The following is a 14139-nucleotide window of genomic DNA, read 5'->3' as shown; positions in this document are numbered from 1 at the left end:
TTACTCCACCGACTCGGCGCTGGCGAATTCCGGCACCTTGGCCATGGCGTCCAGCACCACCTGGATGCCGGCCCCGGGTTTGCAGGCGTTCTCGCTCAGGTGACGGCGCCAGGCGCGGGCCCCCTGCATGTTCTGGAACAGGCCCAGCATGTGGCGGGTCATGTGGGAGAGGTAGTTGCCCTTGGCCAGCTCCTGCTCCATGTAGGGCAGCATCATGCGCACCACCTCGTGGCGGCTCGGCACCTCGCCCCCCAGACCGAATACCCGGTTATCGACCTCGGCCAGGATATAGGGGTTCTGGTACGCCTCGCGCCCCATCATGACCCCGTCCACCTGCTGCAGGTGCTCCAGAGTCTGCTCGAGGGAGTTGACCCCGCCGTTGATGGCGATGGTCAGCTCGGGATAGTCCTGCTTGACCCGGTAGACGCGCGGGTAGTCGAGCGGCGGGATCTCGCGGTTCTCCCGGGGGCTCAGGCCGCTCAGCCAGGCCTTGCGGGCGTGGACGATGAAGGTCTCGCAACCGGCATCACGCACCTGCTCGATGAAGGCCTGCAAGAACTCGTAGGAGTCCTGATCATCGATGCCGATGCGGGTCTTCACCGTCACCGGAATACCCACCACATCGCGCATCGCCTTGATGCAGTCGGCCACCAGGGCGGGCTCTCCCATCAGGCAGGCGCCGAAACGGCCGTTCTGGACGCGATCCGACGGGCAACCGACGTTGAGGTTGATCTCGTCATAGCCGCGCTCCTCGGCCAGCCTGGCACAACGGGCCAGGTCCGCCGGGTTGCTGCCACCGAGCTGCAGGGCGAGGGGATGTTCCTGCTCGCTGTAACCCAGATAATCCCCTTTGCCGTGGATGATGGCGCCCGTGGTCACCATCTCGGTATAGAGCAGGGTCTTGCGGGTCATCAGACGGTGGAAATAACGGCAATGCCGATCGGTCCAGTCCAGCATGGGGGCGATGGAGAAGCGCTGCGCCTGCATAAAAATCATCCGGGTTGGCAAAATAAGGGGCCGGATTCTACCACAAAGTGAGACAGCCTCAGAAAATGAATTTTGTCGCCGCGCACAGGGGGCCCTGTGATAGTATCCGGCTAATTGACAGGGTATCTGCGTGAACATGAATCAAGACCTACTTCTACAACGAGCGGAACGTCTCTGCGACCAGCGGGGGATCCGTTTCACCCCGACCCGGCGCCAGGTGTTCCGGCTGCTTGCCGCCCATGGCAATGCCATCAGCGCCTACGATCTGCTGGCCCAGTTGCAGCAGACCGAGGCACATGCCAAACCCCCCACCGTCTACCGGGCACTCGATTTTCTGCTCGAGCAGGGGTTCGCCCACAAGGTGGAGTCGCTCAACGCCTTCATCTTCTGCTGCCACTTCGACCATGCCCATCCCATGCAGCTGCTGATCTGCGATCGCTGCAAGGAGGTGGTGGAGCTGCACGATCCCGCCATCGACAGCGCCTTTTCCGAGCAGGCTCGCCAGCATGGTTTTACTATTACCAACAAGACCATAGAGGCTCATGGTCAATGTGCTCGTTGCTCTGACACAGTAGGAAGTGAAGATGAAGGCTGATTTTGTAAACCCGTTCCTGCTCTCCCTGCTCAATGTGCTCTCCACCATGGCACAGCTGGAGCTCAAACCCGGCGCACCCAAGCGCAAGACGGACGAGCTGGCGCGGGGGGATGTCTCCGGTCTCATCGGCATGGTGGGTCCGCAGACCCGAGGGTCGCTCTCCATCAGCTTCGAGAAGGGGCTGGCGCTGGAGATCATGCGCCGCATGCTGGGAGAGGCACCGGCCACCATCAACGAAGAGGTGACCGACATGGTGGGCGAGATCACCAACATGGTGACCGGCGGCGCCAAGCGCATGCTGGGGGAGAAGGGCTATGAGTTCGACATGGCGACCCCCATCATAGTCTCCGGTCCCAACCACACCATCACCCACAGGGCTGACGGTGCCAAGATCATGATGCCGTTCGATTCCGAGTACGGCCGTGCCACCATAGAGATCTGCTTCGAGTAACCGCCATGTGGACGATGCTGAAATGGACTGTCATCGGGGGAGTCGTGCTGCTTATCCTGTCGGATATCCAGATCAGTACCTCCCTCTACAAGTACGAAGACAACAGCGTGCAGATCAACTTCCCGCGCTGGCAGAGTGAGCAGCCCTGGGGCACCCTGCGCTGGCATGCCGGCCAGGTCGAGAGTCACTGGTACGGGCTGGCCGGCAAACCCAGGCCGGCATCCGTGCTCTGAGCACTAACCCGATTTGCCATGCACCCGTTGCACAAACACAAATGAAAGAGGCCAGCGAAAGCTGGCCTCTTTTTCATGTCGTCGGGATGAGGATCAGGCGGCTTCGGCGGCCAGCTTGTCGCCGCCGCGCACCAGGGTGCCCAGGCCGCAGGCCAGCAGGGTGGGCAGCAACCAGGCCAGACCCTTGTCGAACAGCGGCAGGAAGGCGAACGCATCCATCTTCATGCCGGCAGCACCCAGACCATCCAGGCAGCCGAACAGGAAGGCAACCAGCAGCACGGAGCGGAACACCAGGCGGGGGCGCCCGAAATAACCCTTCAGGAAGGTGACCAGCACCAGGGCCACGGCCACCGGATAGATGGCGACCAGCACCGGGATGGAGAGGCTGATGAGCTGGCTCAGGCCGACGTTGGCCACCACGGCGCAGACGACCCCCAGCAGCACCACCAGCTTCTGGTAGCTCACGCCGGTGAGGTTGTGGAAGAAGTCGGAGCAGGCGGAGATCAGGCCCACGGCGGTGGTGAAGCAGGCCAGGGTGATGATGGCTGCCAGGATGAACTGACCCGGCTGGCCGAACAGGCTCAGCACATAGGCGTTGACGATGGCGCCGCCATTGCTGACGTCGGTGGCGACCCCGGCCGCGGTGTTGCCCAGCTGGAACAGGGAGACATAGACCACGGACAGGCCGATGGCGGAGATGATGCCGGCGATGGCCAGGTACTTGAACTGGCTCTGGTAATCGTGGATGCCTTTCTTGCGCAGCAGATCGACGATCAGGGCGCCAAACATCAGGGACGCCAGGGTATCCATGGTGTTGTAGCCTTCCAGGATCCCTTTCACCAGGGGGCTGTTCTGATAGTCGCCGGACGCGGCGGGCATGGTGCCCTGCGGTGCGACGAAGACGCCGACGGCCAGGGTCAGCAGCAGCAGCATCAGCACCGGGGTCAGGAATTTGCCGATGGCATCCATCAGCTTGCCCTGGTTGAGGGAGACCAGAATGGCCACGCCAAAGAAGACTACTGTGTAGGCGGCCAGGCCGGATTGACCCATGTCACCGAGGAAGGGCTTGAGGCCCATCTCGTAGGCCACCAGGCCGGTACGGGGGGCGGCGAAGGCCGGGCCTATGATGATGTAGATGGCGACGGCCAGCGCGGTGGCGACGCCGGTGGGCAGCAACTTGGTCATGCCGGCCCAGCCGTTGCCGGCCTTGGCGACGGCGAGAATGGTGATGAGGGGCAGGCCCACTGCGGTCACCAGGAAGCCCAGCATGGCCAGGGAGAGGTGCTCACCCGCCATGTAACCGGCCAGGGGCGGGAAGATGATGTTGCCTGCGCCCAGATAGAAGGCGAAGGTCATGAAGCCCAATCCGAGTACATCGGACAATGTGAGTGATTTCGTCAAGTTCAACCTCGTCTGTCTTGTAAACTATTGCTTGTTATAGTTTTTTATTGGTCAGTGACCGGCGTTGTTCAGGGGTAAAAAAAAGAGCCCCGCTGCTTTTTTCATCGCCACCAGTGGTTTGAGCTGGTCTTGAGCGGGTGCTCGTTTGCTAGTCAGCATAATGATGTGAAAAAATAGTTCAAGGCGAAATTTACATCTTCAAATAGAAGGGGTGGGTTAGTTGGATATATCTGTCGGAATAGCCTCCGGCAGTAGAATGGATCACAATTTCACCCTGCTCACACCTGCTTAATCCTCTGCCAAGTAGCAATAAAACGCGATTTGCCTCTTTCCCCTCCCTGGTGATAACAGCTATATAACAAAGGCTGTACAGATCATAATCTGCCGAGATGCATAAAATTTCATCAGCCATGGCGGTGGGCAGCACCAGCGCCAGCCGCCCATCCTGACTCAGCAGACGACGGCTTGCCGCCAACAATGCATGGGGATCGAGCGCGCCAGTGTGGCGGGCGAGCGCCCTGGCCGGATCGCTAAATACCTGACCTGCCACGAAATAGGGCGGGTTGGAGACGATGAGATCGTAAGGCGCCGCCCGATAATCCTGAATGGCGATCTCTATGATGCTGACCCGGGCGGCCCAGGGGGAGGCCGCCACGTTGTCCCTGGCCTGCTCGGCTGCATCCTTATCCAGTTCCACCCCGTCGATCAGGCAGTCGTTCGTGCTGCGCTGGGCCAGCATCAGGGCGATGAGGCCGGTGCCGGTGCCGATGTCGAGGATCCGGCGGGCGTTGTCGACCGGCGTCCAGGCCCCCAGCAGTATGCCGTCTGTGCCCACCTTCATGGCACAACGGTCATGGTCGATGTGAAATTGTTTGAAGGTAAAACCGCTGCTACGCCCCATCTGACCCTCGTTGCTCGTCTGCCATGGCGAAAATGGTCGGCGATTATAGCGGCTAAGCCACAGTCGCCATAGGAGCCGGCGGCATAATCGCCTATAATCTGCCGTTTCCTTAATGACCGAGTATTGCCATGAGCCAGTCCTTTGATGATTTCGACCTGAATCCAGCCCTCAACCGGGCCTTGGCCGAGATGGGTTTCACCCGCCCCACCACCATTCAGCAGATGGTGCTGGAGCCAGCCCTGGACGGCCGCGATATTCTGGCATCCGCTCCGACCGGTACCGGCAAGACAGCCGCCTTCCTGCTGCCCGCCATGCAGCACCTGCTGGACTTCCCGCGTCGCAAGCCGGGTCCGTGCCGCATGCTGATCCTGACCCCGACCCGCGAGCTGGCGCTGCAGGTCAGTGCCCATGCCAGGGCGCTGGCGGTGCATACCCATCTCAGCATCGAGACCATCATCGGCGGCGTCAGCCATGAGGAGCAGTTGCCGGCCCTGACCAAGACCACCGACATCGTCGTGGCCACCCCGGGTCGCCTGCTGGAGTACATAGAGAAGGAAGAGTTCGAGAGCCACGACATCGAGGTGCTGGTGCTGGATGAAGCGGACCGCATGCTGGACATGGGCTTCATCAAGGATGTGAACCGCATAGTGGCAGAGGCCCGCTACCGCAAGCACACCATGCTCTTCTCCGCCACCCTGGAAGGGGCCGGTCTCGAGAAGTTCGCGAGCGAGATCCTCAACGATCCGGTGGAGCTGCATGCCGAGCCGCCCCGCAGCGAGCGCCGCCCCATCACCCAGTGGGTGCACCTGGCCGATGATGCCGCCCACAAGCTGGCGCTGCTGATCCACATTCTGAAGGATCCCCAGACCCAGAAGGCCATCGTCTTCGTCAAGACCCGCGAGCGGCTGGCGGAGCTCTCCGGCCAGTTGCAGGCCGCCGGCGTCCCCTGTGCTTGGATCCGTGGCGAGATGGAGCAGAGCAAGCGCGTCGAGTCGATCCGCAAGTTCCATGAAGGGGAGGTACCCTTCCTCATCGCCACCGACGTTGCCGCCCGTGGCATCGACCTGCCCAACGTCAGCCACGTCATCAACTACGACATGCCCTACGGCACCGACGTCTACGTGCACCGTATCGGCCGGACCGGCCGTGCCGGCAACCGTGGCTGCGCCATCAGCCTGGTGGAAGCCCACGACATGGCCATGGTGGCCAAGATAGAGCGCTACACCGAGGAGCGTCTCAAGCGCCGGGTGATCGAGGAGCTGCGTCCGAGACACAAGGAGGCACGGGTGCCGGTGAAGAAGAAAAAGCCGAAGGATGGCAAGAAGAAGAGCGCCAAGAAGAAAAAGAAGTAATGCCCATCGACGCTGCAACGGCCATCCTCGGATGGCCGTTTTGCTACCTGTCACCCGGGCCTGCGGGGATAGACGCGCAGAAAAAAGCCGACGCATGAACGTCGGCCAACAAAAAGTGCTTACAACAGAGGATTCATAGGTTCAGACTCGGGGATCCCGAACTTGGTTCCCTCCATTTGTAATTAATTTTCAGCGCGCTTGAACATCAGGGTGCGATCGTCGGACTCTTGTGGCACGAAAGAGTAGCCAGCCTCATTGAACCCGGTCAGCTGAGTCACCTCGGTCAGCCTGTGCTTGATGATGTGGCGAGCCATCATGCCGCGGGCCTTCTTGGCGTAGAAGCTGATGATCTTGAACTGACCGTTCTTCTCGTCCTTGAACACCGGCGTCACTATGCGACCCTTCAGGGCCTTCGGGCGAACCGACTTGAAGTATTCGTCGGAGGCCAGATTGATCAGCACCTCGCTGCCCTGTGCAGCCAGCACCTTGTTCAGGTGCTCGGTGATGATGTCACCCCAGAACTGGTAGAGATCCTTGCCGCGCTCGTTGTCGAGGCGGATCCCCATCTCCAGCCGATAGGGCATCATCAGATCCAGCGGTCGCAACACCCCGTAGAGACCGGAAAGCATGCGCAGGTGCGCCTGGGCAAAATCGAGGTCTGCCTCGCTGAAATCCTCCACGGCCAGGCCGGTGTAGACGTCCCCCTTGAAGGCCAGCAGCGCCTGGCGGGCATTGCTCGGGGTGAAGTCCGGCTGCCACTGGGCAAAGCGGGCGGCGTTGAGTCCCGCCAGCTTGTCGCTGATTTTCATCAGGCTGGCGATCTGATCCGGGGTCAGCTGCCTGGCCCTGTGGATCAGCCGGGCGGAGTGATCCAGCAGCTCGGGCAGGGTGAAACGGGAGGTCACCAGCGGCGACTCGTAATCCAGCGTCTTGGCCGGGGAAACCACAATCAGCATAACTGTCCTTTACTAGCGGTGACGCACGTCCCTCATTCATCCAGGGTCACGTTGTCGAGTGTGCCTGCACCCAGCTGCTCGCGACCCGACAGCTTGATCAGCAGTCGCAGGTCGTTGGCGGAGTCGGCATGGGCAAGGGCCTCACTGTAGCCAATTTGGCCGGCGCAGAACAGGGTGAACAGCGCCTGATCGAAGGTCTGCATGCCGAGCTCGCCCGATTTGGTCATCACCTCCTTGAGCCTGTGCATCTCGCCCTTGCGGACTATGTCGGTGATGAGCGGGGTGTTGAGCAGTATCTCGAAGGCGGCGACCCGGTGGCTGCCATCGGTGCAAGGCATTAGCTGCTGCGCCACTATGGCGCGCAGGTTGAAGGAGAGATCGAACAGGAACTGGCGGTGTTTCGCCTCTGGCACCAGGTGGAGGATGCGATCCAGCGCCTGGTTGGCATTGTTGGCGTGCAGGGTGGCGAGGCAGAGGTGGCCCGTCTCGGCAAACTGGATGGCCAGCTCCATGGTCTCCTGGTTGCGGATCTCGCCGATGAGGATGACGTCCGGCGCCTGGCGCATGGAGTTCTTGAGGGCCACGTCGAAGGATTCGGTATCGATGCCTACCTCCCGCTGGGTCACCAGGCAGCGACCATGCTGGTGGACGAACTCCACCGGATCCTCCACCGTCAGTATGTGGCCATCGCCGTGCTGGTTGCGGTAGCCGATCATGGCCGCCTGGGTGGTGGACTTGCCGGCGCCCGTGGCGCCGACGAACAGCACCAGGCCGCGCTTGGCCATGGCGACCTCTTGCAGTATGGGGGGCAACACCAGCTCCTCGAAGGTGGGAATGCGGGTCTCGATACGGCGCAGCACCATGCCCGGCATATCCTGCTGCCAGAAGGCGCTGACCCGAAATCGCCCCAGCCCTTCGCGGTGGATGGCATAGTTTGCCTCCCGGCTATGCAGGTAGCGCTCGAAGTGCGCCTCGTCCAGGCTCTCCCTGACCAGGGCCAGCGCCGCCTGCTTGTCCAGCGGCCCCCCCTCGAGCGGCACCAGGCGTCCGTTGACCTTGAGGGTGGGAGGGGCATCGACCGTGATGAAGAGATCCGAGCCCTTTTGTTCAACCAGTGCAGCGAGCAGAACATCCATGTTCATAGTGTCTCCTTGGGTGTGAAAGCATCTTAAATGCTGTTGGGATCGGCCGCCTTGGCCCTGGCGTCCAGGGCGGCAACCACGCCCCGGTTGACGAGCTGCTTGAGGCTCTGATCCATGGTCTGCATGCCGTGGGTCATACCGGTCTGGATGACGGAGTAGAGCTGGGCGACCTTGTCTTCCCGGATCAGGTTTCGCACCGCGGGGATCCCCAGCATGATCTCGTGGGCCGCCACCCGGCCGCCGCCGATCCGCTTGAGCAGGGTCTGGGAGATGACGGCCCGCAGGGACTCGGAGAGCATGGATCGCACCATGTCCTTCTCCGAGCCGGGGAAGACGTCGATGATACGGTCTATGGTCTTGGCCGCCGACGAGGTGTGCAGGGTGCCGAACACCAGATGGCCCGTCTCCGCTGCCGTCATGGCCAGGCGTATGGTCTCCAGATCGCGCATTTCCCCCACCAGTATGATGTCCGGGTCTTCACGCAGGGCCGAGCGCAGGGCGTTGGCGAAACTCTTGGTATCGCGATGCACCTCGCGCTGGTTCACCAGGCAGCGCTTGTTCTCGTGCACGAACTCGATGGGATCCTCGATGGTGAGGATGTGGTGGTGGAAGTTGTCGTTGATGTAATCGACCATGGCCGCCAGGGTGGTGGACTTGCCCGAACCGGTCGGGCCCGTGACCAGCACCAGGCCGCGGGGAAATTCCGCTATCTTGCGAAACATCTCCGGCGCCTCCAGATCTTCCAGGGTCAGGACTGTGCTCGGTATGGTACGGAACACGGCGCCAGAGCCCCGTGCCTGCTGGAAGGCGTTGACCCGGAAGCGCGCCATGCCGGGCACCTCGAAGGAGAAGTCCACCTCGAAATTCTCCTCCAGCTCCTTGCGCTGGTGGTCGTTCATGATGTCGTAGATGAGGGCGTGTACTTCACGGTGATCCAGGGCGGGCAAATTGATCTTGCGAACCTCCCCATCAACCCTGATCATCGGGGGAACCCCGGCCGAGAGGTGTAGATCCGAGGCCTTATGCTTTACACTGAAAGCCAATAACTCTGTGATATCCATAGATTTGTTATTCTCCCATCACAAGATCACGAACGAAATATGAGCCAGATTGCCCAGCACCTGCTTCAGGTAAAGGAACGTATTGTAGAGGCTGCACGGCGAGTTGGCCGTGGCGCCGATCATATCCAGCTGCTTGCGGTCAGCAAGACCAAGCCGCTTGAAGACATCCAGGACGCCTATGCCGCCGGTCAGCGCCGCTTTGGCGAATCCTATGCCCAGGAGGCCGCGCTCAAGATTAATGCCCTGCGTGAGCAGGCCGCCTGCCAAGACATAGAGTGGCACTTTATCGGCCCGCTGCAATCGAACAAATCCAGGCTGGTGGCGGAGCGATTCGATTGGGTGCAAAGCGTCGATCGTGACAAACTCATCGAGCGCCTCAACAACCAGCGTCCAGCCGGGTTGGCACCGCTAAATGTCTGTCTGCAAATCAATATTAGCGGAGAGAGCAGCAAATCCGGTACGTCGGAGCAAGAGATTTTCCGGCTGGCTGCCCTGGTTGCCCAGAGCGAGCGACTGGTGCTGCGTGGCCTGATGGCCATCCCGGAGCACACCAGCGACGAGGCGGTGCTGGCCGCGCAGATGCTACGCATGCAGGCTCTGTTCACCGAGCTTGCGCAACAATACCCGAGCGTCGACACCCTTTCGATGGGCATGACCGAGGATCTCGAGGCCGCCGTCGCCCATGGCAGCACCATGGTCCGGGTCGGCACTGCCATCTTCGGTGCCCGTGATTATTCATAAACAGAAGCACGCGGTGCCGCCTCTCCTCGCCTTCGCCGGCGTGGGCACACCGCCGTATTGGAAGCCAATAACAGGAGTGTGTGATGCAACATAGAACCCTCGCCTTTATCGGGGCGGGCACGCAGGGCTCCGCGGTCATTTCATCAGCAGGAGTGCAAGATGCAGCATAAGAGAACCATCGCCTTCATCGGGGCGGGCAACATGAGCCGCAGCATCATTGCCGGTCTGATCCAGGCCGGTTATCCGGCCGGGCGGATCACTGCCGCCAACCCCAGCCGCCCCAAGCTGGACGCGCTGGCCGACCAGTTCGGCATTCGCATCACCCAGAGCAACGCCGAGGCGGCTCGTGAGGCCGAGGTCATAGTGCTGGCGGTCAAGCCCCAGCTGATGGCGGCCATGCTGGAGGCGCTGGTGGCCGAGCTGGGCTCCCTCGAGGGCAAGCTGCTCGTCTCCATCGCCGCCGGCATCAAGGTCGAGCGGTTGCAGGAGATGGCGGGGGGCCACGGCCGCATCATCCGCACCATGCCCAATACCCCCTCCCTGCTGGGATTGGGGATGACGGGCCTCTATGCCCCGAGCGGCATAGAACAGGCGGATCGCGACTTTGCCGAACAGATGATGCAGGCCGTCGGCAAGACCCTCTGGGTCGCGCAGGAGAGCGGCATCAACGGCGTCATCGCGGCGGCGGGCAGCGCCCCGGCCTACTTCTTCCTGTTCATGCAGGGGATTGCCGAGGAGGCGGAGGCCATGGGCTTCACTCCCGAGCAGGCCCGTCTGCTGGTGCAGCAGACTGCCCTTGGCGCCGCCGCCATGGTGGAGCAGAACCCCGAGCTCTCCCTGCAGACCCTGCGCGAGCAGGTCACCAGCAAGGGCGGCACCACGGCCGAGGCCGTCAGGACATTCCAGGAGCAGGGGCTGAAGCCACTGACCGCTCGTGCCATGCAGGCGGCCGTCACCCGGGCCGCCGAGATGGAAACCCTTTTCTGAACCTTTTTAGCAAGGAGCCCGGATGAACACGGCTTACTTTTTGATTAACACGATTTTTGATCTCTACCTCATGGTGGTGCTGCTGCGCGTCTGGTTGCAGTGGGCCCGCGCCGATTTCTACAACCCCATGAGCCAGATGGTGGTCAAGGTGACCAACCCCCTGGTGATCCCGCTGCGCCGCATCATCCCCGGCTTCGGTGGGCTGGACATGGCCTCGGTGCTGCTGGCGCTCATCATCGCCTTCGCCAAGCTGGCGCTGCTCAAGAGCATGAACGTGCTGCTGACCGACTGGCTGACCCTCAGCCTGTTTGCCCTGCTCACTGTGCTGAAGAAGACGGGCTCCATGATCTTCTGGGTGCTGCTGATCCGCGCCATCCTGAGCTGGGTCAGCCAGGGCCGCAATCCCATCGAGTACGTGATGCATCAGCTGACCGAACCCTTCCTGGCCCCTATCCGCCGCATACTGCCGGCGCTGGGTGGCCTGGATCTCTCCGTACTGGTCGCCTTCATCGCGCTGCAGGCCATAAACTATCTGTTGGGGGATCTGTTCGGTCAGCTGTGGTGGATGATCTGATGCCAGCCGTCCTGCTGGAAGGGGACGCGCTGATACTGCACCTGATGATCCAGCCCAAGGCGAGCCGGGATCAGATCGTCGGCTTGCACGGGGACGAACTGAAAGTGGCCATCACGGCGCCGCCGGTGGATGGCCAGGCGAACAGCCATCTGATCAAGTATCTGGCCAAGCAGTGCAAGGTGGCCAAGGGGCAGGTCAGGATAGTGCGGGGGGAGCTCGGTCGGCACAAGACGGTCGCCATCGAGGCACCAAGACAGATCCCCGCCGAGATCGCCGCCCTGCTGGAGAGTGGAACAGGAAAAGGATGACATCATGAAAACAGTCTGGATGAGCTGCCTGCTGGCGCTCTTGATGACGCTGCCGGTGCGGGCCGAGCAGATGAAGGAGCTGGGCCCCTGGCAGGTTCACTACAGCGCCTTCAACTCCAGCTTCCTCACCCCTGAGGTGGCCAAGGCCTATGGCCTGGAGCGCAGCCGCTACAACGGCGTCGTCAACATTGCGGTGCAGAACAAGCAAGGGGTGGCTCAGGCGGTGGGCATCAGCGGCGAGGCCAAGAACCTCACCGGCACCATACGTACCCTGAGCTTCCAGGAGGTGAAGGAGGGGGACTCCATTTACTACCTGGCGGTGCTGCCCTACCGGAACGAGGACACCTACCAGTTCACCCTGAAGATCATGGGGGAGGGGCAGCAGCAGACGCTGACCTTCCAGCAGACCTTCTACGTCGACTAGCTGTCCGGATGCGATGAAAATGCCCCGAACCCACAGGTTCGGGGCATTTTTTTATCCGGCGAGAACCTGCCTCCGCAGTTAGCGGCTGGCCAGCGGGTAGGTGAACAGGGCCAGGTGGGCGAAGTTGAACAGGAAGTGGATCGTGATGGCGACGCCAAGGCGCCCGCTCAGCAGGAAGGCCAGGCCGTAACAGGCCCCCGTCAGGGCGGCAAACAGCACCAGCAGCGGACCACCGGCCAGGTGGGCGGCCCCGAACAGCAGGCTGGCGACCAGGAGGCCGAGCCAGGGCTTGCTTCGGCTCGCCACCCCTTGCTGGATGAGGCCGCGAAACAGCGCCTCTTCCGCCACGCAGGTGAACAGCAGGTTGTTGAGAGCGAACAGCCACCACCAGTGGGGCAGCCCCACTTCGGGCTTGAGGGCCCCCAGTTGCCAGGCGATGATCAACAGGGCCGCCAGCGGCAGTATGAGCAGAGCCAGCGGTCGCCAGCGTATCGCGCCGCCCGGGCCGAGCAGGGCGGGCCAGGCCAGCAGCAGGCCGAAGAAGATGAGCGGCTTGTCCAGATTGAGGTAGAGGGTGAAGGGGACGCTGGCGGGACCGGCTTGCACCCGATCCAGCACCTTGAGGTTGTCAAAGCCCGGCACCAGGTGCAGCGTCAGGGCCAGGGCCCACAGCAGCACCAGCGTCAGTGCGACGCCACGCCAGGGCTGGGGCAGGCCGGGCGTGCGCCAGGCCAGCAAGAGACCGGCGAGGCTGACCAGCGCGGCGACGGGGCCGAGTCGCTCCAGCCAGAGCGCGGTCAGCAGGGCGACCCCCAGCAGGATCAGGCCGCTCCGCTGCTGGCGCGCCAGGCAGAGCAGCACGGCCAGTCCCAGGGCGAGCCAGATGAGGGTGTCAGGGAGTGGTAACATTGAGTCTCCTTGTGGGTTGCAAGGGGCGCACCTTAACGAGCCTTCGCCTCTGGCACAAGGCGCAATGGACTGGTCGGAGCCCAGGCAGGCTCCTTCTTGCCGACAGCGCTGACCGGCCTGGGCAATAAAAAGCCGGAGCTAGGCTCCGGCTTTGGGGACAGGTGGTGGCCCGGGTGACGGGGCCCAGACCAGATTAACGGCCGGATTCGGCGATGACGCGGGCTATGATGTCGGCGCGCTTGCTCGCTTCCAGCTCGCCCAGGGCGATGAGGCCGGCCTTGAAGATGACGTTCTTCGGCAGGCTGACGTCGTCCAGGGTGGTGATGGCTTCGACGTGCAGACCGTTCAGGCGGCTGGCATCGCGCGGGCTCAGGTTGACCTGGGTATTCATCACCTGCTTGCCTTTCTTCTTGGCAGGCACGGCGGCTTTCTGGCTGGATTCCTGGTCTTCGTCTTCCGGCAGTTCGTCATCAAAATCGTAAATGGACATAGTCAATCCTGTTGGGTTGCAAGGGGCATGCTCGCCCGAAATGTGGGTATTCAGCCCATATCCTCGTTGCGGATAAAGGCGCGCCAGGAGCCGAGCACCTGGGCAAAGTCTTCCAGTCCGCACATGGCCAGCTGCTCATCATCGTAGTAGGCGAGATCGTCGAGATCCTCATCCAGCTCGATATTGAGGACGTTGGCTTTCACCTCGGCCTCCTCAGGGGTGAGCAGCAGCGAATAGTCACCGCCGTGACGCCTGTACTCCGTGCGGGTTCGATTGGAGAGCTGGTCGATGATGGAGAAGAGCTCGTCGAGCGTATCCTCATCCTTGCCAACTTCATCGATCAGCCACTGACCTATGGCCTCATGGCCCATGGAGAACCGGGCGCGATAGCCACCGAACGGGTCGCGGCGAAATTCATAGTCCATAGCGGAGTCCCTATCGGAAGGGTGGAGCCACCACAACACGGAACGGCGTGACGCCGGTTCCATGATCCCGGGTGGGGCACAGATAGCGTAAAGTGGCCTATTCTAGCGATCCCCCCCGCCCTTGTCTTGATGATGTGGGATCTTTAACGGGTCTGTCCCCCTGATCCAGGCCGCCCGGGGGCCTGTCAACGAATGGAATGGA

The 14139-nt window shown here is 62.0% G+C and carries 18 protein-coding genes; 9 read left to right on the top strand and 9 right to left on the bottom strand.

All coding sequences use genetic code 11. From position 1 onward, the window contains the following. Positions 1–987, bottom strand: a complete 987-nt coding sequence (gene dusA, locus ACWPWQ_RS02710; protein ID WP_454008943.1) for a tRNA dihydrouridine(20/20a) synthase DusA — start codon at positions 985–987, stop codon at positions 1–3. 136 nt (positions 988–1123) lie between these two features. Between dusA and zur the strand changes: the two genes are divergently transcribed. Genes zur through ACWPWQ_RS02695 form a run of 3 tightly spaced genes read left to right on the top strand, consistent with a single transcriptional unit; the run spans position 1124 to position 2266 of the window. Beyond that, on the top strand, positions 1124–1582 hold the full coding sequence (gene zur / locus ACWPWQ_RS02705; RefSeq protein WP_139436890.1) for a zinc uptake transcriptional repressor Zur: 459 nt from the start codon (positions 1124–1126) through the stop codon (positions 1580–1582). Further along, complete coding sequence (locus ACWPWQ_RS02700; RefSeq protein ID WP_025325657.1) at positions 1572–2033, top strand: chemotaxis protein CheX; 462 nt, start codon at positions 1572–1574, stop codon at positions 2031–2033. Before zur ends, ACWPWQ_RS02700 begins: the two co-directional genes overlap by 11 nt. 5 nt (positions 2034–2038) lie before the next feature. Continuing rightward, a complete protein-coding gene (locus ACWPWQ_RS02695; protein WP_454008942.1) occupies positions 2039–2266 on the top strand; it encodes a hypothetical protein in 228 nt (75 codons plus the stop codon). 93 nt (positions 2267–2359) lie between these two features. Here the strand turns inward: ACWPWQ_RS02695 and brnQ are convergent, their stop codons facing one another. Then, entirely contained in the window at positions 2360–3622 is a 1263-nt protein-coding gene (gene brnQ, locus ACWPWQ_RS02690) for a branched-chain amino acid transport system II carrier protein (protein WP_241672785.1), read from the bottom strand. A 235-nt stretch (positions 3623–3857) separates the two neighbouring features. Further along, on the bottom strand, positions 3858–4568 hold the full coding sequence (locus ACWPWQ_RS02685) for a tRNA1(Val) (adenine(37)-N6)-methyltransferase (protein ID WP_454008941.1): 711 nt from the start codon (positions 4566–4568) through the stop codon (positions 3858–3860). A gap of 128 nt (positions 4569–4696) precedes the next feature. On the opposite strand from ACWPWQ_RS02685, the gene srmB reads away from it, so the two are divergent. Continuing rightward, a complete protein-coding gene (gene srmB / locus ACWPWQ_RS02680) occupies positions 4697–5920 on the top strand; it encodes an ATP-dependent RNA helicase SrmB (RefSeq protein ID WP_202047435.1) in 1224 nt (407 codons plus the stop codon). Between the two features lie 182 nt (positions 5921–6102). On the opposite strand, the gene yaaA is transcribed toward srmB, so the two are convergent. The 3 genes from yaaA to tapT are packed head-to-tail and all read right to left on the bottom strand — an operon-like array spanning position 6103 to position 9079. Beyond that, on the bottom strand, positions 6103–6876 hold the full coding sequence (yaaA, locus tag ACWPWQ_RS02675) for a peroxide stress protein YaaA (protein WP_454008940.1): 774 nt from the start codon (positions 6874–6876) through the stop codon (positions 6103–6105). 32 nt (positions 6877–6908) lie between these two features. Continuing rightward, on the bottom strand, positions 6909–8018 hold the full coding sequence (locus ACWPWQ_RS02670; protein ID WP_202047433.1) for a PilT/PilU family type 4a pilus ATPase: 1110 nt from the start codon (positions 8016–8018) through the stop codon (positions 6909–6911). Positions 8019–8044: 26 nt separating this feature from the next. Continuing rightward, positions 8045–9079: a type IVa pilus ATPase TapT gene (tapT, locus tag ACWPWQ_RS02665; RefSeq protein WP_202047432.1), complete on the bottom strand. Its 1035-nt coding sequence runs from the start codon at positions 9077–9079 to the stop codon at positions 8045–8047. A gap of 39 nt (positions 9080–9118) precedes the next feature. On the opposite strand from tapT, the gene ACWPWQ_RS02660 reads away from it, so the two are divergent. The 5 genes from ACWPWQ_RS02660 to ACWPWQ_RS02640 all read left to right on the top strand — a co-directional run bounded on the left by ACWPWQ_RS02660 (position 9119) and on the right by ACWPWQ_RS02640 (position 12113). Continuing rightward, on the top strand, positions 9119–9820 hold the full coding sequence (locus ACWPWQ_RS02660; protein WP_454008939.1) for a YggS family pyridoxal phosphate-dependent enzyme: 702 nt from the start codon (positions 9119–9121) through the stop codon (positions 9818–9820). A 159-nt stretch (positions 9821–9979) separates the two neighbouring features. Then, entirely contained in the window at positions 9980–10807 is an 828-nt protein-coding gene (gene proC / locus ACWPWQ_RS02655; RefSeq protein ID WP_454008938.1) for a pyrroline-5-carboxylate reductase, read from the top strand. A 22-nt stretch (positions 10808–10829) separates the two neighbouring features. Continuing rightward, complete coding sequence (locus tag ACWPWQ_RS02650) at positions 10830–11381, top strand: YggT family protein (RefSeq protein ID WP_202047429.1); 552 nt, start codon at positions 10830–10832, stop codon at positions 11379–11381. Further along, positions 11381–11689 carry a DUF167 family protein YggU gene (gene yggU / locus ACWPWQ_RS02645; protein WP_247627273.1) on the top strand — a complete coding sequence of 103 codons (309 nt, stop codon included), beginning with the start codon at positions 11381–11383 and terminating at the stop codon, positions 11687–11689. Before ACWPWQ_RS02650 ends, yggU begins: the two co-directional genes overlap by 1 nt. Before the next feature lie 4 nt (positions 11690–11693). Continuing rightward, on the top strand, positions 11694–12113 hold the full coding sequence (locus ACWPWQ_RS02640) for a DUF4426 domain-containing protein (RefSeq protein ID WP_202047427.1): 420 nt from the start codon (positions 11694–11696) through the stop codon (positions 12111–12113). Positions 12114–12191: 78 nt separating this feature from the next. On the opposite strand, the gene ACWPWQ_RS02635 is transcribed toward ACWPWQ_RS02640, so the two are convergent. The 3 genes from ACWPWQ_RS02635 to ACWPWQ_RS02625 form a co-directional block, all read right to left on the bottom strand. Continuing rightward, a complete protein-coding gene (locus tag ACWPWQ_RS02635) occupies positions 12192–13022 on the bottom strand; it encodes a CPBP family intramembrane glutamic endopeptidase (protein WP_454008937.1) in 831 nt (276 codons plus the stop codon). A 193-nt stretch (positions 13023–13215) separates the two neighbouring features. Next, positions 13216–13512 carry a hypothetical protein gene (locus tag ACWPWQ_RS02630; RefSeq protein WP_454008936.1) on the bottom strand — a complete coding sequence of 99 codons (297 nt, stop codon included), beginning with the start codon at positions 13510–13512 and terminating at the stop codon, positions 13216–13218. A gap of 50 nt (positions 13513–13562) precedes the next feature. Continuing rightward, positions 13563–13937, bottom strand: coding sequence for a YacL family protein (locus tag ACWPWQ_RS02625; RefSeq protein ID WP_139436877.1), 375 nt, complete (start codon positions 13935–13937; stop codon positions 13563–13565). Positions 13938–14139: the final 202 nt, after the last annotated feature.

Source organism: Aeromonas sp. Marseille-Q7275, assembly GCF_965119515.1.
Note: the sequence above shows the minus strand (reverse complement) of the source record. Positions and strands in the feature narration are given on the sequence as shown.